The sequence below is a fragment of the Dyella sp. 333MFSha genome, from assembly GCF_900102405.1.
Taxonomy (GTDB): domain Bacteria; phylum Pseudomonadota; class Gammaproteobacteria; order Xanthomonadales; family Rhodanobacteraceae; genus Luteibacter; species Luteibacter mycovicinus.
Genome location: NZ_FNBR01000008.1, coordinates 50,457 through 66,971, shown reverse-complemented (window position 1 = coordinate 66,971; position 16,515 = coordinate 50,457). Strand labels below are relative to the sequence as shown.

General features: G+C 65.8%; 12 protein-coding genes. 6 read left to right on the top strand and 6 right to left on the bottom strand.

The features are described 5' to 3' along the window. Positions 1-133: 133 nt before the first annotated feature. Complete coding sequence (locus tag BLT40_RS19355) at positions 134-1,510, bottom strand: sensor histidine kinase (protein ID WP_090356092.1); 1,377 nt, start codon at positions 1,508-1,510, stop codon at positions 134-136. Further along, on the bottom strand, positions 1,507-2,172 hold the full coding sequence (locus tag BLT40_RS19350; protein WP_036118228.1) for a response regulator: 666 nt from the start codon (positions 2,170-2,172) through the stop codon (positions 1,507-1,509). The genes BLT40_RS19355 and BLT40_RS19350 overlap by 4 nt, the downstream gene beginning before the upstream one ends. Before the next feature lie 194 nt (positions 2,173-2,366). Here BLT40_RS19350 and BLT40_RS19345 point away from each other — a divergent pair, with 194 nt between their 5' ends. The 5 genes from BLT40_RS19345 to rapA all read left to right on the top strand — a co-directional run bounded on the left by BLT40_RS19345 (position 2,367) and on the right by rapA (position 9,863). Beyond that, positions 2,367-2,966, top strand: coding sequence for an ABC transporter ATP-binding protein (locus tag BLT40_RS19345; RefSeq protein ID WP_090356089.1), 600 nt, complete (start codon positions 2,367-2,369; stop codon positions 2,964-2,966). After that, entirely contained in the window at positions 2,963-3,754 is a 792-nt protein-coding gene (fetB, locus tag BLT40_RS19340; protein WP_090356086.1) for an ABC transporter permease, read from the top strand. The genes BLT40_RS19345 and fetB overlap by 4 nt, the downstream gene beginning before the upstream one ends. Before the next feature lie 189 nt (positions 3,755-3,943). After that, positions 3,944-6,259 carry a catecholate siderophore receptor Fiu gene (locus BLT40_RS19335; protein WP_090356079.1) on the top strand — a complete coding sequence of 772 codons (2,316 nt, stop codon included), beginning with the start codon at positions 3,944-3,946 and terminating at the stop codon, positions 6,257-6,259. 18 nt (positions 6,260-6,277) lie between these two features. Beyond that, positions 6,278-6,958: a Fe2+-dependent dioxygenase gene (locus BLT40_RS19330; RefSeq protein WP_090356074.1), complete on the top strand. Its 681-nt coding sequence runs from the start codon at positions 6,278-6,280 to the stop codon at positions 6,956-6,958. 73 nt (positions 6,959-7,031) lie between these two features. Further along, the gene (gene rapA, locus BLT40_RS19325; RefSeq protein WP_090356071.1) at positions 7,032-9,863 is read left to right on the top strand and encodes an RNA polymerase-associated protein RapA; all 2,832 of its coding nucleotides are present in this window, start codon (positions 7,032-7,034) and stop codon (positions 9,861-9,863) included. 515 nt (positions 9,864-10,378) lie between these two features. On the opposite strand, the gene BLT40_RS19320 is transcribed toward rapA, so the two are convergent. The 4 genes from BLT40_RS19320 to BLT40_RS19305 all read right to left on the bottom strand — a co-directional run bounded on the left by BLT40_RS19320 (position 10,379) and on the right by BLT40_RS19305 (position 13,719). After that, positions 10,379-11,035, bottom strand: coding sequence for a rhomboid family intramembrane serine protease (locus BLT40_RS19320; protein ID WP_090356066.1), 657 nt, complete (start codon positions 11,033-11,035; stop codon positions 10,379-10,381). Positions 11,036-11,048: 13 nt separating this feature from the next. Then, positions 11,049-11,579 (bottom strand): lactoylglutathione lyase, encoded by a 531-nt coding sequence (gloA, locus tag BLT40_RS19315; protein WP_090356062.1) that lies wholly within the window; start codon positions 11,577-11,579, stop codon positions 11,049-11,051. Positions 11,580-11,656: 77 nt separating this feature from the next. After that, positions 11,657-13,258, bottom strand: a complete 1,602-nt coding sequence (locus BLT40_RS19310) for a hypothetical protein (RefSeq protein ID WP_090356057.1) — start codon at positions 13,256-13,258, stop codon at positions 11,657-11,659. Continuing rightward, on the bottom strand, positions 13,258-13,719 hold the full coding sequence (locus BLT40_RS19305; RefSeq protein ID WP_090356054.1) for a DUF3574 domain-containing protein: 462 nt from the start codon (positions 13,717-13,719) through the stop codon (positions 13,258-13,260). Before BLT40_RS19305 ends, BLT40_RS19310 begins: the two co-directional genes overlap by 1 nt. Positions 13,720-14,017: 298 nt before the next feature. Between BLT40_RS19305 and BLT40_RS19300 the strand changes: the two genes are divergently transcribed. Continuing rightward, a complete protein-coding gene (locus BLT40_RS19300; RefSeq protein WP_090356050.1) occupies positions 14,018-16,450 on the top strand; it encodes a TonB-dependent receptor plug domain-containing protein in 2,433 nt (810 codons plus the stop codon). Positions 16,451-16,515: the final 65 nt, after the last annotated feature.

Genomic DNA, 16,515 nt, shown 5'->3' with positions numbered 1-16,515 from the left:
CCGCAGCAAGCTTATGCCTTGCTGTCCGTGGGATGACGATTCGACGTCCGTGCGCGCCCTGGCGCATGGGATTGGGAATGCACGATGTCGTGCTGCGAGGGCAGCTTCGCTTTCGCGCACGGCTCGCCGAGGCTCAATGGGGCAAGCCGACCCTGACGAGTAGTCCGGGCCCATCCGGTGGATCGAGCAGATCGACGCTTGCGCCGTGCAGCCGGGCCGCCCGCTGCACGATCGACAGGCCGAGACCAAAGCCATCGCCCAGGCTGGTCGCCTCACGATGAAACCGTTCGAACACCGCTTCACGTCGTTCCGGAGGAATACCCGGACCGTCGTCGCGGACTTCGATCACCGTCGCCTTCGCATCCTGCTTCACGGTCAGGCATACATGTCCGCCCACCGGTGCATGCCGAAGGGCGTTCTCCACAAGATTGCGCATCAACGCGTCGAGTGCGGGTCCATGCGCTACAAGCCAGACAGGCAAGGTCGGTACCGACACGTCGAGATGCCGCGCGTCCACGCGAGCCGTCGCACGCAGCTCGTCGACGACCGCCCGCGCGGCGGCGCAAAGGTCGACCCGGCCACGCGGCATATCGTCCGCATCGTCGAGTCGCGCCAGCAGCAACAGCTGATCGGTGCGTCGAGCGAGCGATTGCAGGCTGGCATAGGCGTCCGGAAGCGAGGCGGCCGCTCTCATGCCTCGCCTTTCCGCGATCGCGCTGTCGAGATTGATCATGGTCGAAGCGAGCGGCGTACGTAGTTCGTGCGCGACGTCGGCGCTGAAACGTCGCTCACGCTCGAGGGCATGACCCATCCGGCGGAACTGTGTGTTCAGAGATTCCACGATGGGCCTTATTTCTTCGGGCGCTCCGGCGAGCAACAGCGTGTCGCGGCTCCATGCCGTGCGGATCGTCAGCAGGGAAGTCAGCGTATCCAGCGGTCGCAGCGCCCGTCGCACCGACCAGCGCACCGCCACTGCCAGCAACGGAATACCCAACAGCAACGGCAAGGCATGCTCGATCCACAGGGCACGCAGCACGTCACGCCGGCTGTCGTAGCGCTCACCCGCCGTGACCGTAATGCCCCGGGCGGAATCCCGATGCGTGTAGAGGCGCCAGTGGCGGCGATCGATGTGCACGTCGCCGAAAGCACCATCGCCTTCCGGCGGCGCACCCAGCGTGCGCATGTTCTCGGTGACCAGCAGCACACGGCCATCGGCACCAAGTACCTGATAGCCCACCTCGACCTCATGGGTCGGCGTCTCTCCGAGATGCCCTGTGACTGGCACATCGGGCAACGACTGACTGTCGTGCGCCACCTCGATATGCGCAAGACCCGTCTGCGCGATCATCGCGTCCATGCCCAGCGCGGCCTGAGCCAGCCGGGCGTCGCATAGCGCGTCGACATCGGCGAGCGTGCGCCGTGCCGCGAACCAGCCCATCGGAATGAGCACCGCCACCGCAAGCAGCCCGATCGACCAGCGCAACCGCGATGCGATGCCGCGTTGGCTCACGTCAGGTCTCGCGGCACCATGTAGCCAAACCCACGCACGGTCTGGATCGCCTCGGGGCTGAGTTTCCGCCGCAGTGAATGCACAAGTACTTCCAGCGCATTGGGGCTGACGTCCGACTCCATCCCGTAGACCGAACTCTCGATCGATTCCCGGCGGACGATCTTGCCGTGCCGCTCCATCAGGATGCGCAGCAGGGCGAACTCGCGGCGGGTGAGTTCGACACGACGCTCCTGAAAGGTGACCTCGAGCGTGCTCAGGTTGAGCGACAACGCACCCGCGTCAAGCTGATTGTCCGCGAGGCCCTGCGCGCGTCGCGCCAGCGAACGGATCCGTGCGGCCAGCTCGTCGAGATGGAACGGCTTGGTCATGTAGTCGTCGGCGCCCGCGTCCAGCCCGCGCACGCGCGATTCCACGCTGTCACGCGCGGTCATGACGAGAATAGGTGTCTTTACCTTCAGCCGGCGGGCCTCGGTGATCACCTCGATGCCGTCTTTTTCCGGCAGCCCGAGGTCGAGCAGGACCAGATCGACGGACTGGCTGCGCAGCGCCTCCAGGCCTTCGGCGCCCGTGCGCAGCCACGTGACCGTATACGCCAGATGCTCCAGCGCGCGCTTGATGGCTGCGCCGAGCCGGGCGTCGTCCTCGACCACGATGATGTTCACGTTGTACGTCCTCGGCAGCGCACTGAGTTTCTGGTATCGCATCCGTGCGCGGCGGGGCACCCACGTTTCCGGCAACCCCGGCGCATTATCCGAAGGGCTACCTTAGGCGTCACTGAGTAGAGGCACCTAAGGCTCAGCTAAGCGGTGCAGGCGACCTTGGTCGCGAAACCAACGGTGTTCACAAAGGTTGTCGCATGAGCTTATTCGTCGAAGGCTTGCGTAGCGTGCACGCTGGCCCCTTCTCGTTCGAGGTGCCGACCGGGCAGTGCCTCGCCATCACCGGCGCCTCGGGGTCGGGAAAAACGCTGCTGTTGCGCATGCTCGCAGATCTCGACCCTCACGAGGGCGCGGTCAGCTTCGAGGGGGTCGAACGGGCGTCGCTGCCGGCGGCTGAGTGGCGGCGGCGAGCGGGATTCGTTCCGGCTCGCAGCGGATGGTGGGCCGACAACGTGAGCGAGCACTTTCCCGCTGGCGCTGATGCGACGTACCGCCGCCTGGCCGAGGAGCTGTTCCTGCCCGAGCGCCTGTTCGACCGCCCCGTCGAGGAGGCATCCACCGGCGAGCGCCAGCGCCTCGCCCTGATCCGTGCACTGGTGGCCGAGCCGCGCCTGCTCCTGCTCGACGAACCCACCGCATCCCTCGACCTCGCGTCCACCCGGGCGGTGGAAACCGTCATCTCGCGACGGATGGCCGACGGGGCTACAGTGATCTGGGTCACCCACGACGCCGCGCAGGCGGCACGTGTGGGCGATCGCGCGTTGAAAATGCAGATCGGCGGGGTGCTCACCGCATGACGTCGTCTCTCTCACTGCATGCCGGCGATATCGCCCTGGCCTCCCTCCTGCTCGTCGTGGACGCGGCCTTGTCCATCGCGTTGCGCCTGCGCTTTCATCGCGCGCTGATCGTCGCCTCCGTGCGCATGGCCGTCCAGCTCGTCGCCGTCGGTTACCTGCTGCGCTATGTGTTCGCGGAACACTCGCCCTGGCTTACTGCGGTGCTGGTGCTGGCGATGTCACTCGTCGCGGTCCGGGAAGTGGCCGTACGACCGGTACGGCGTCTCCGCGGCGGCAACGTCGTGGTCGCCTTGCCTCACGTGCTCGGCGTGGTCCTGATCACGGCGTGCTTCGCCCTGCTCACCGCGATTCGTCCGCACCCGTGGTACGACCCGCGCTACGCGATCCCACTGGTGGGGATCCTGCTCGGCAGCATCCTCAATGCGGCAAGCATCGCGCTGGCCGGGGTGCTGGACAACGTCCGCCATCAGCGCGCCGCGATCGAAGCGCAGCTGATGCTTGGGGCGACGTTTCGCACCGCCAGCGCACCGCTGCTGCGACGATCGATCCGCGCGGCCATGGTGCCGGTGATCAACCAGATGGCCGCGGCGGGCGTCATCACCCTGCCCGGGACGATGACCGGTCAGCTGCTGGCCGGTGCCGATCCGGTGGATGCGGTGAAATACCAGATTCTGCTGCTCATCCTGCTAACCGGAGCCAGTTGCCTTGCCGCGGTGGGTACCGCGTATGGAGCGATGGCCCGACTCCATGACGACAGGATGCGGCTTCGCCTCGATCGACTTGGCTAAAGCTCGCATTAGCATTGCGAATCGTTCTCATTAAGTTTACGATGCGGCGCATACCGGGTTAAGTCCCGCGCACCGCTACCCGATCAGGGGCAACGACCAGCATCTCACGTGAGTCCATGACTCGCGACGGGCGAGTTCGTGTGCGCGACAGGTCCGGACCTCTTTTGTCCAAGCCTCGCAAGGATCCTCATGGCCTTCATCAAGAGCCGCAAGCACGCCGCTCCCGCCGCACGTACCGTCGGCGCCGCCGTTCTCCTCTCGCTCGCCCATGGCGCCATCGCCAGCGACGCTTCCGTGGATGTCGCCCCGCCGCAGCAGGCCAAGGTCAACGACGCCCAGGCGCTTCCCGGCATGCAGGTCGAGGCGGATCGTTCCAGTGACTACCGCGTGGACAAGGTCTCGTCGCCGAAATTCACCCAGTCGTTGCTGGATACGACGCAGACCGTGCAGGTGATCAACCGCGAGCTGATCCAGCAGCAGGGCGCCACCACGCTGACCGAAGCGCTGCGCAACAGTCCGGGCGTGGGCACGTTCTACGTCGGCGAGAACGGCTCGACCAATACGGGCGATTCGATCTACATGCGTGGCTTCGATACGTCCGGCAGCATCTTCGTCGACGGCGTGCGCGACCTCGGCACCGTGTCGCGCGACGTGTTCAATATCGAACAGGTCGAAGTCACCAAGGGTCCGGACGGCACGGAATACGGCCGTACGGCGCCGACCGGTGCGGTGAATCTGGTGACCAAGCAGCCCGTACTCGGTAACGGCGTGTCCGGCTCCGTGCAGATGGGCAGCGGCCAGCGTCGGCGTGGCACGGCCGACCTGAACCAGCAGATGGGCGATACCGGCGCGTTCCGCCTGAACGTCATGGACCAGAAGAGCCACGTGGCGGGTCGCGACCGGATCGAAAACAACCGCTGGGGTATCGCTCCGTCGCTGGCCTTCGGCCTCGGCACCCCCACGCGCGTGTACATCGATTATCTGCACATCAAGCAGAACAACGTTCCCGATGGCGGCGTCCCGACCATCGGCCTGCCCGGTTATACCTCGCCCGATACCCGCGCTTTCCTCACCAGCGCCGGCAAGGTCGACGAGGACAATTACTACGGTACCAATCAGGACCATGACCATGACACGCAGGACATGTTCACGGTCATCGTCGAGCACGACTTCAACGACAAGGTCGCGCTGCACAATACGTCACGCTGGGGCCGCACGACGCAGGATTATCTGCTGACCTCCTTCATGGGCTCGACCGCCAACCTGCTCACGCCGAACGCGGCCGATCCTTCCACCTGGACGCTGGCTCGCAGCACACCGACGTTCAAGCACCAGACCAACCGTATTGCGACCAATCAGACCAACCTGACGGCGACGATCGAATCCGGCGCGATGACACAGGACATCAGCACGGGCATCGAGCTCACCAACGAGGAAGCCCGCACGATCGGCATGGGCGCCCGCGCGGGAAGCGCATGGCCCGCGGCGAACCTGTATAAGCCGTATTCGAACGTCGGTGGCCTTCGCTATGGCGAAACGGGCGCCTCGTCCGGCGGCAAGACCAACACCGCGGCAGCGTATGTCTTTGACACCGTGAAGTTCGGCGAAAGCTGGCAGGTCAACGCAGGCGTCCGCTTCGATCACTACAAGACCGACTTCAGCAGTCTCGTGGTCTGTGGCGGTCGTGGCGGCCCGGTCTGCGGTGCCCTGCCCACCGGCAGTGTCTTGCCGGGCGTCGACACCAGCAAGAGCGACAACCTGGTCAACTACAAGGTCGGTGTGCTCTACAAGCCCGCCGCCAATGGCAGCATCTACGTCAACTTCGCCCAGTCCCAGGAGCCGCCGGGTGGCAACACCCTCACGCTGTCTTCGTCGGCGAACAGTGCGGACAACCCCAACTTCGATCCGCAGAAGGCGCGCACCGCCGAGATCGGCACGAAGTGGGATCTGCTCGACTCTAAGCTGCTGTTGACCGGCGCGCTTTATCGCACCACGGTCACCAACGAACTGGTGCAGGATCCGACCGACCTGCTGTATTACCAGATCGGCAAGAAGCGCGTGCAGGGCATCGAGATCTCCGCCCTCGGCAAGCTGACCGAGAACTGGGCGATCAGTGCCGGCTTCACGACCATGGACGCCACCGTCGAGAAGGGTGCCAACGTCACCCAGAACGGTTCGGACGATCTGGCCTACACCCCGAAGAAAGCCTTCACCTCGTGGACCACCTACCACCTGCCCTTCAACCTGACGATCGGCGGCGGTGCGCGTTACTCCGGCGAACTGCAGCGCGGTACGGACGGTGCGGTCGGCACGCCGCAGTACACCAAGGCCTACTGGGTGTTCGACGCGATGGCCAGCTACCCGGTCAACCGCAACTTCGATTTGCAGCTGAACGTGTACAACCTGTTCGACAAGAACTACGTCGCGGCAATCAACAAGAGCGGCTACCGCTACACTCCGGGTACACCGCGCTCGGCGATGCTCACCGCCAACGTCCGCTTCTGATCGATCGAGGAAACCGTCATGTTGCTGCACATCCCGGAAGTCCTGACCAGGGAACAGGTCGCGGGGATGCGCGCCGCACTGGCGGAAGCCGAATGGACCGACGGTCGCCAGACCGTCGGTCCGCAGGGTGCGAAGGTCAAGCGCAACCTGCAACTGCCCGACGCATCGCCCTTGCGGCGCGAACTGGGCGACCAGGTGGTCGCGGCGCTGACACGGCACCCGCTTTATCATGCGGCGGTCTTGCCGTTGCGCACGATCTCGCCGCGCTTCAATCGCTACGAAGGCGGCGGCGAATACGGTTTTCATATCGATGGCGCGGTGATGTCGACCGGGCGCGGCGAGGAGCATGTCCGCAGCGACATCTCATGCACCCTGTTCCTGGCCGATCCCGATGAATACGACGGTGGCGAGCTGATCGTCAGCGACACATACGGTGAGCATGAGGTCAAACTGCCCGCCGGCGACGCCATCGTGTACCCGTCGTCCAGCCTTCATCGCGTCACCCCGGTGACACGGGGAGCGCGCATCGCATCGTTTTTCTGGATCCAGAGCCTCGTGCGTGACGACAGTGGCCGCCGCTTGCTGCTCGAGATGGACACCGCCATCCGCACCCTCTCCGCCGCGAGCGCGGATCAGGCCGCGATCCTCCAGCTGACAGGCGTTTATCACAACCTTTTGCGGCGCTGGGCCGAGACTTGAGGCGTAAAAGGTAGGCATCGGGGCCCCGGGGGCGGATAATCAACGCCCCCTTGTAGTCCTTGGCTCCCCTAGCATGTTCCAACCCGGTCAACGCTGGATTTCCACCGCCGAGCCCGAGCTCGGCCTCGGCACCATTCTCCGCGTCGAGGGACGCAGTGTGCAGGTCCTGTTCGCCAAAGCGGGCGTCCTGCGCCCCTATGCATCGGACAGCGCACCCCTCATCCGCGCCGAATTCCGCGCCGGCCAACGCGTTTCCGGGAAGGGCATCGCTTTTCTGGTCGAGCGTATCGACGAGCGTGAAGGTCTCTTCGTCTATCGCGGCGAAGGTCGCGAGCTCGAAGAAGGCCAGCTGGATGACGAGCAAGCCCATTCCCAGGCCGACGATCGGCTGATCGGCGGTCGTACCGACACCAACGATCGCTTCGACCTCCGCCTCGAGGCCCTGCGTCGTCGCGCCGACGCGCGCCGCTCGCCCGCCTGGGGCCTGGAATCGGCCCGTATTGGCCTGGTCCCGCATCAGCTGCGCGTGGCCGGTATCGCCGCCGCGCGTCGGCCCCCACGCGTCCTGCTCGCCGACGAAGTCGGCCTGGGCAAGACCATCGAAGCCGGCATGATCCTTTCGCGCCAGCTGGCCGCCGGTCGTGCCGGCCGTGTGCTGGTGCTGCTCCCCGAGACCCTGGTCTACCAGTGGTTCGTCGAGCTGCTGCGCCGCTTCAACCTCTCGTTCTCGATTTTCGACGAGGAGCGCTGCGAGGCCATCGAGCAGTCGAACGACGGACGCAATCCGTTCGAGGACGAGCAACTGGTCATCGCCGACTTCGCCTTCCTCGAGTCGTCACCCAGGCGGGCCGCCCAGCTCACGGAAGCCGGCTGGGACCTCATCGTCGTCGACGAGGCTCACCATCTCGAGTGGACGCCGGAGGGCGCCAGCCCGCGTTATCGCCTGGTCGAGGAGCTGGCCGCCGCGACGCCGGGTGTCATCCTGCTCACCGCGACACCGGAACAGCTGGGCCGCGCCGGGCATTTCGCCCGCCTGCGCCTGCTCGATCCGCAGCGCTACAGCGATCTGGACAGCTACCTTGCCGAAGCCGAGGGCTACGGCGCGCTGTCTGAAATCGCCAACGTGCTCGTCGCGGGTGAGCCGCTGGGCGATGCGCACCGCGACCTGCTCAAGGCCCGCTTCAAGGGCGACCGTGAGTTGCTCGGGCTGGTCGATCGCAACGACGCGAATGAGGAACTCCTTGCCGCGCTGATCGATCGTCACGGCACCGGCCGCGCGATGTTCCGCAACCGCCGCGCCGGCATCGGCGGTTTTCCGCACCGTGTGCCGCAGATCCGCGTGCTCGATCCGGACAGCCTCGACGAAGGCCGACGCGATGCCCTGCTCGCCGAATTCCGGTCGGACCTTCAGCAGCCACCCACCCTGCACGAATTCGACTACCACGACGATCCGCGTCTGGCCGCGCTGCTGAGCCTGCTCGACGCGCATCCCACCGACAAGTTCCTCCTTCTCTGCCGCAGCCAGGCCAAGGTGCTGGCGATCGAAGAGGCACTGCGTACGAAGAGCGGCGTCGGCGTGGCGCGTTTCCACGAAGGCCTCGGCATCGTCCAGCGCGACCGCAACGCCGCGTTCTTCGCCCAGCCCGATGGCGCGCGCCTGCTGATCTGCTCCGAGATCGGTTCCGAAGGCCGCAATTTTCAGTTCGCCCACCGTCTGGTGATGTGGGATCTGCCGCTGGATCCGGACCTGCTCGAACAGCGCATCGGCCGTCTGGACCGTATCGGCCAGAAACACGACATCAGCATCCACGTACCGGTGGTCGAGCAGAGCGCGCAGCACATCCTCGCGCGGTGGTACGACGAGGGGCTCGACGCCTTTCGCTCCAGCCCCGCCGACGGCCGTGAACTGCTGCGCCGCTTCGGCAAGCTGCTGGCCACGCTGGCCGACGAGCATGCCCGCGAAGACGACGCCCGCGACCAGGAGCTCGACGCGCTGATCGCGGAAACGCGTGGCGCGCACGAGGAGCTGTCCGCCCTCATTCACGCCGGTCGCGACCACCTGCTCGAACTCGCGGCCAGCCGCGATCCGCACGCCGACGATCTCGCCGGCAGTTTCGCCGCCGAGGACGATGACGAGGCACGCGACACGTTCATCCAGCGCCTGTTCGAGACCTACGGCGTGCATGCCGAGGAACTCGCCAAGGACATCGTGCTGCTCGACCCGCAGTACCTCTCGACGGATGGCCTCACCGGCTTCGGCGATGGCCCCCTCTCGGTGACCTTCTCGCGTGAGCTCGCTCTCGCCCGCGAAGATCTGCCACTGCTGCGTCTGGATCACCCGATGGTGCTCGCCGCGGTCGACCTGCTGGTCACCGGCGACAACGGCAACGCGGCCTTCCTCGTCGACGACGCCCTGCCCGTGCGTACCGCGCTGCTGCAGACGGTGTTCGTGCTCGAGATCGTCGCCGACCGCACGCTGGATCCGGGCCGTTTCCTGCCGACCACGCCGCTGGCACTCACGGTCGATACGAAGCTCAGCGAGCGCGCCGGCTTCCGCCCCAGCGATGTCGCGATGCGGCGTGCGCCCGACCGTAACATCGAAGTCGCACGCTATCGCAAGTTCCTTTCCAAGCTGGTGCCGCCGATGCTCGAGCGTGCGCAGGATCTCGCCGAGGCACGTGCGGAAGTGATCAAGCTCGAGGCCATGGAAGCGGCGCGACGAGAGCTCGATGGCGAGTACGCACGCCTGGTCGCGCTGCACGCGGTGAATCCGTCGATCACCGACGCGGAGCTGGAAGCGGTCGAGGCCGAACGCGATGCGTTGCTGGCGGCGATTCCCGAAGCACGCTTCCGTCTGGATGCTGTGCGCTTCGTGGTCAGCCCGGACTTCCTCGCGCTGCGTTGAGTGCGTCTGTGCGAGCCCTTCGCAGGTTCACTGCGGGGGGCTCGGCTTCGCCATCGCGTTGGGGCGGGCGCCGTGGGGCGAGGGAGCGGTGGGCTGCCGTTCCTGTCGCTAGGTCCTCCTACGGCCTTCGCCTTCGTGCGGAAGCGCTCCAGGAACGGCAGCCCACCACTCCCTCCCAGCGCGACCGTGTACTTGACGGAAGAGCAGAGCCTGGGCCGCGCAGCGCTCGGCGATCGACAATCCACGCATCCATTGACGCGATGCACCGCTTCGCGCCTAGTGCTCGCGCTTATCGCTTGTGATCCTCGCTCTTCCATACCCCAACCTCAGGAGTCGGAGGGTGCCGTTGGGTGTCGTTCTCGGAGCGATTCCGCACGTAGGCGAAGGCCGGAGGAGGACTTAGCGACGAGAATGGCACCCAACGGCGCCCATGCCTCGACCTAACGGCGCCTATGCCTCGACGCAGCGGAGCACATGCCTCGACGCAACGGAACCCATGCCTCGACCTCAACGACCTAAAAAGCCCGCCGCGGCGGCGGCCTCACTCCCCACGCCCAAAGCAGCACCAGCCCCGCAAAAAGCCCACCCAGATGGGCGAAATGCGCCACACCCGACACCGTGCCGGTCACGCCAAAAATCAGCTCGGCCGCACCGTAAAGCGTGACGAACAGCCACGCCGGAATGCCCACCGGAATCGGAATCAACATCAGTTTCTCGCGCGGGAACAACATCGCAAACGCGCCAAGCAGACCGAACACAGCGCCCGAGGCACCCACCGTCGGGAACATCTTCTCCGGCTCGAAGAAGTACACCACCGCCAGCTGCGCCACGGCCGCCGCGATCAGGCACGTGAAGTAATAGATGACGAAGCGCCGCTTCCCCATCACCCGCTCGATCAGCCCGCCGAACATGTACAAGGCGTACATGTTCAGGACGATGTGCATGACGCTTCCATGCATGAAGCCGTAGGTCACCAGCTGCCACGCACGAAACCCGAGACCGGCGATATCCCCGCCCCCCATGTCCACCGCGATGTCGTGACCGATCGGCCACAGCGCGAACCATCGGCTCACCGCCATGGTGCTGTCGTCGCCGAGCAGCGTCTGCACGATGAAGACGAGGACGTTCGCGATCAGCAGATTGCGGGTGGTGGGTGGCAGGTTCGTCGGCATCGGGGTGTGTTCGTCAGACGGCGAGCGGCGTGGGCTGAAGGATCTCGATCCAGTACTGATCCGGATCGCGGATAAATGCGATATGACGCATGCGGCCGTCGCTCAGGCGCTTCTGGAAGGTGACGCCGAGCTCTTCGAAACGCGCGCATGCGGCGTTGACGTCGGGTACGCTCACGCACAGGTGACCGAAGCCGCGCGGTTCGCTGTTGCCATTGTGGTAGGCGAACTCTGGATCCTTTTCGGTGCCATGGTTATGCGTCAGCTCGAGCACGCCCGGCTGTGCCAGCACCCAGCGCTTGCGCTCTTCGTCGTTATCCGGAATCTGGCTGCGATCGCCGACCAGCACCAGGTAGACGATGGTGAACGCGGCTTCCTCGTAGACGTGCCTGTACACCGGGGTGAAGCCCAGGACGCGCGTATAGAAGTCGAGCGACACGTCGAGGTCGCGCACGCGGATCATCGTGTGGTTGAACACGTAGCCATGGGTGACGGCGTCCGGGGTCGCGGTGACACCGGGGAGCGAAGTCAGGTCGGAGAGGGACATCGGCGTTTTCCTTGGGACAATACCCAAGGGTGGCTGCCCGCACGGCCCAATTCAAGCGCCTGCGCGGACTTGCCTCGCTATCGGGCGACCGGGCGTGAGGCCGCCTGCTCGCCGCCCAGCGACAGCGCCAACAACACCGCCGCCAGCGCGCCATAGGCCGCCACGAACTGCCATACCAGCGCCCGCGACGCGGCGTCGAGCAGCCACGGGAGGTAGACGGCGCCGATCGGCGCGACGGAATGGATGACGCCGAACGCCGTCAATACACCGCCCAGCGCCACGATGCCTGCGGCCTTGCGCACCTGCCCATCGATCATCGCCACGACGAAACTCGCCCAGACCATCGAGGTGATGATGAAGCCGTTGCCGAGGATCACGATCACCGCCATCGCCGAGATGCCATGGCCGTTATCGGCGAACAGGGCACCGAAATGCGCCGGGTCGACGATGGTCGGATCGCCCAGCTTGATCGCCAGCAGCCTCGCGATCGGCGGAAAGAAGCTGAAGACGACCGCGCCCGCGTACCGCAGCGGAGTCGCTTCGAAGGCCTGCGTGGTGATGCTGATGGAAACGAAAACGAGGATGGGTGCGAGCACCGCGACCGGCAGCAGTTCGACGAGGTTGGACAGGTAGCCGAGCACGCCACCGAGGCCGATGATCACGCCCGTGGCGAGCGTGTAACCCCACCGCGCGCCCATCGCCTTGTAGGCCGGCTGGCCGATATACGGCGTGGTCTGCGCCACGCCACCGCAGATCCCGGCCACGAGCGTCGCCAGGGCTTCCACCAGAAGAATGTCGCGCGTTGCGTAGTCGTCGCCCGCCGCCCGGGCACTTTCGGTCACGTTGATACCGCCGACCACCATCAGCAGGCCGAACGGCAGGATCAACGGAAGGTACGGCACCGTGGCAGGCAGCGCATCGATGAACCCGAGGCTCGGCAGCGGCAGGCCCACGCGCCATGTCCATGGGGCGGGCGCATGGTATCCGCTACCCAGCAGCCCGACCGGGCCGAGCCCGTAATACAGCGCCACACCGACGATAAAGGCACCGAGCACACCCGGCAGACCGAACGGCAGACGGCGCTTCGCGATCAGCGCATAGAGAACGATGCCAAGCCCGGCGAAGCCCACCACCGGCACACGAAGGATCTCAACCAGCGGCAGCAGACCCATCAGCACCAGCGCGATACCGGCGATCGAGCCGAGCAGGCCGGCACGGGGGACCGAACGCTGCACCCAGGCGCCGAAGAACGACAGCACGAACTTCAGCACGCCCATGACGACCAGCGACGCCATGCCCAGGTGCCAGGTAGCCTCACCGGCGGTGGCGACGTCCATACCGGCCTGACGGTAGCCGGCGAAGGCGGGACCGAGCACCAGCAGGGCCATACCGATGGTCGTCGGTGCGTCGATGCCAAGCGGCATCGCGGTGACGTCACTTCGACCCGTGCGAGCCGCGAGCCGCCGCGCCATCCAGGTGTAAGCGAGGTTGCCGAGGAGCACGCCGAAAGCCGTGCCCGGGAACATCTTCCGGAAGACCAGATCCGCCGGCATACCGAAGATGCCGATGAGTGCCGTGGCGAGAAACGCCAGGAGTGAGAGGTTGTCGACGACGAGGCCGAGAACGCCATTGAGGTCGCCGCCACCGAAGCGACGGCGCGGTGCGATCGTGGTGGCCATCAGAACGACACATCCGCAGGCTGGGTGACGCGGAGCACCGACTGGTCACCGGTCTTTGCCTTCCAGGCGCTGCGAATGGCATCCACGGCCTCACGGTGCGCCGGCGTGTCCTGATAGAGCAGCACCAGCAGTTTGGAACGCAGGCGCTCGGGGTGCGACTGCTGCTTCCCCTGCCACTGGCCATAGGCATCGATGACCGTGAGGCCGCTGGGGAAACGTGGGCTCACTTCCTTGTCCAGGAAGGCGCGCCATGCGGCTTCGTCGACGCCGTCGTGTCCGTCCGCCAGCCCGAGACCGAAGTACAACTCGGTGCGAACCCAGCCCGTGGTCGCATCCGGATGGGCCAGGTCACCGCTGAGCGTCGCGCTCGCGTTCGCCGCGACCGGCGCCCGCTGCGCAGGACTGGCACACCCCGCCGTGGACAGCGAAACGGCGAGTAACAGACCGGCGAACAGCTTCATAAGAACCCCTTGCACATGCATTCTGAAACGGACGTCCATACGGCTAGGCGTCCGACCTATTGACACAGCGTACACCGCAATGCAACAAATAGTGAAAGGTTCGCACGTTCCTGCGACCACTGGAACCACCCGCCGTGATCCCGCGCCCGCCCCGTTCCGCCGTCGTCATCCGCCGCCCCGCGGGCGATACGCGATGTCGCCCGGGCCGCGCCGCGCGCGACTGACGCCGCAATCCGTCAGCCCCCTCTGTCGTCCGCCCCTCGGCGGCAACGACCCCGTGTGCCCGCCAGGATCCTTCATGCGCCCGTCCCGTCTCACCTCCGCCGTTCTGATCGCCCTTGCCGCCCTGCCCGTCGCCGCGCAGGAAGCCGATCGCGCCAACGCGTCGACCCTCGACCAGATCGTGGTCACCGGCACCCATGCCAAGGATCGTACCGTGCTCGATTCGCCGGTGCCGATCGATGTGCTCACCCCGGAAGACCTGCGTTCCGCGGGCGCGGTCAACGGGGAACTCGGCCAGGCGCTCGCGACGCTGCTGCCCTCGTTCAACTTCCCGCGCCAGTCGAACTCGGGCGGATCGGACCATGTACGCGCCGCGCAGCTTCGCGGCATGAGCCCGGATCAGGTCCTCGTACTGGTCAACGGCAAGCGTTTCCATACCTCCGCACTGGTCAACAGCGACACCAAGATCGGTCGTGGTACGACACCGGTCGACTTCAACGCGATCCCGATCAGCGCGATCAAGCGCATTGAAGTGCTGCGCGACGGCGCCGGCGCGCAGTACGGCTCCGATGCCATCGCCGGCGTGGTCAACATCATCCTGGACGATTCGCCAGATGGTGGCGAGGTCAACGCCACATACGGCGCGTATCACACGAACTTCCGCCCCGGCGATCGCACCATCACGGACGGCCAGAGCGCCTACGTGAGCGCCAAGGCCGGGACGAAGCTCGGCGGCGACGGTGGCTTTCTGCGGGGAGGTTTCGAGGGCAACGACCGTCAGGCGACCAACCGCGCCGGTCCCGATCAGATCCCCTCGTGGGAGAACCCGTCACCCGCCAATCTGGCGCTCCAGGGCAGGCGTAACTACGCCGCGGGCGACCCGCGCAACGAAAACTACAGTGGCTGGTTCAACGCGGAACTGCCCTTCGGCGACAGCGTGCGTGGCTATGCGTTCGGTACGTACACCCAGCGACGGACGATCGGCGACAACTACTTCCGCTATCCGGACAGCGACGCCAACGTGCCATCGATCTATCCGGATGGGTATCGTCCGGAGTCGCTGGGCTACAACCGCGACGTCAACCTCACCGCCGGCGCGCGTGGCCGCGCGGGCGAATGGGATATCGACGGCAGCCTGACCTGGGGACGCAACACCTTCGACTACGACCTGCGCAACACGGTCAATGTGTCGCTCGGCGATGACAGCCCCACCCGCTTCAACATCGGCAAATACGACAACACCCAGGGGACCGCGAATCTCGATCTCAGTCGATCCGTCGAATGGGGCTCGAAGCTGTTCACCCTGGCGACGGGCGCGGAGTTTCGTCATGAAGGGTTCAAGACGTATGCGGGCGACACTGCCTCATACGCGGTCGGACCCATCGTCGGTGCCCCGACGGGAGCCCAGGCCGGCGGTGGCCTCACGCCACAGGACACGGCGGACCTGCGTCGCAACGTCAGCGCTGCCTACGTCGACCTCTCCGGCGACGTTACCGACCGTTTCTTCGCCGACGCCGCCGCGCGCTACGAGCACTACGACGACTTCGGGTCCGCCTGGACGGGGAAGCTGAGCGGGCGATATGCGATCACCGATGCGGTCGCGATTCGTGGCGCCGCATCGAACAACCTGCGTGCTCCGTCACTGAGCCAGGTGGGTTTCGAGTCGACGTCCACCGGCTACGGCGCCGACGGCACCCTCGTCCAGGGACGGATTCTTTCGGTCAACAATCCGGTGGCCCGCGGCCTCGGCGCGAAGGATCTCAAGCCGGAGAAATCGCGCAACTACAGCCTCGGATTGACGGCGCGCATCGGGGATCGCTTCGACGCGTCGTTCGATGTCTATCGCATCGACGTGGATCACCGCGTCACGCTGTCGGAGACCATCGCACCCGATGGCCTCGAGGACTACATCGCCACGCGCTTCGGCGTCCCCGGCGTACAGAGCGTCGCTTTTTTCACCAATGCGGTAGACACGCGCACGCGCGGCGCGGAACTGGTGACAAACTATCGGCAGCCGGTCTACGGCGGCAACCTGACACTCACCGCGACGTACAGCTACAACCGCACGTCGATCCGCAAAGTACGCGATACGCCGCCGGAGCTCGCCGCACTCGGTGCGGATGCCGTGCTCTTCGGTCTGGAAGAACGCAACACGTTGACCGACGCGGCGCCTCGCCAGCGCGGGTCGTTTACCGCGAAATGGGACAGCGCGCACTGGTCGCTGCTGACGCGTGCCACGCGCCAGGGGACGACGACGCGCGTGTTCGATTTCGGCGATGGCTATGTTTTGAAGCAGACGTACGCCGCGCGCTGGCAGATCGATGCCGAGGCAGAGTGGCATGCGACCGACCGACTGTCGATCGCGCTGGGCGGACAGAACATCACCGATCAGTACCCTGACCGCTCGATCCCGGACATCGCGTATGCGGGCAACTTTCCGTATGACGTGATCTCGCCGATCGGGAGCAATGGTGCCTACTGGTACGGGCGGGTTCGTTACGCCTGGTGAGTGACGTTGACGTAGCGAAGGAGGCTGCTCCTCGCCCTGCTGGGGAAGGTGCCGCTACCGCCGAA

What these genes read in the sequence shown, in the direction of transcription:
- BLT40_RS19345 (WP_090356089.1), top strand. Translation starts at nt 2,367, where the DNA reads ATGAGCTTATTCGTCGAAGGCTTGCGTAGCGTGCACGCTGGCCCCTTC.
- fetB (WP_090356086.1), top strand. Translation starts at nt 2,963, where the DNA reads ATGACGTCGTCTCTCTCACTGCATGCCGGCGATATCGCCCTGGCCTCC.
- BLT40_RS19335 (WP_090356079.1), top strand. Translation starts at nt 3,944, where the DNA reads ATGGCCTTCATCAAGAGCCGCAAGCACGCCGCTCCCGCCGCACGTACC.
- BLT40_RS19330 (WP_090356074.1), top strand. Translation starts at nt 6,278, where the DNA reads ATGTTGCTGCACATCCCGGAAGTCCTGACCAGGGAACAGGTCGCGGGG.
- rapA (WP_090356071.1), top strand. Translation starts at nt 7,032, where the DNA reads ATGTTCCAACCCGGTCAACGCTGGATTTCCACCGCCGAGCCCGAGCTC.
- BLT40_RS19320 (WP_090356066.1), bottom strand. Translation starts at nt 11,035, where the DNA reads ATGCCGACGAACCTGCCACCCACCACCCGCAATCTGCTGATCGCGAAC.
- gloA (WP_090356062.1), bottom strand. Translation starts at nt 11,579, where the DNA reads ATGTCCCTCTCCGACCTGACTTCGCTCCCCGGTGTCACCGCGACCCCG.
- BLT40_RS19310 (WP_090356057.1), bottom strand. Translation starts at nt 13,258, where the DNA reads ATGGCCACCACGATCGCACCGCGCCGTCGCTTCGGTGGCGGCGACCTC.
- BLT40_RS19305 (WP_090356054.1), bottom strand. Translation starts at nt 13,719, where the DNA reads ATGAAGCTGTTCGCCGGTCTGTTACTCGCCGTTTCGCTGTCCACGGCG.
- BLT40_RS19300 (WP_090356050.1), top strand. Translation starts at nt 14,018, where the DNA reads ATGCGCCCGTCCCGTCTCACCTCCGCCGTTCTGATCGCCCTTGCCGCC.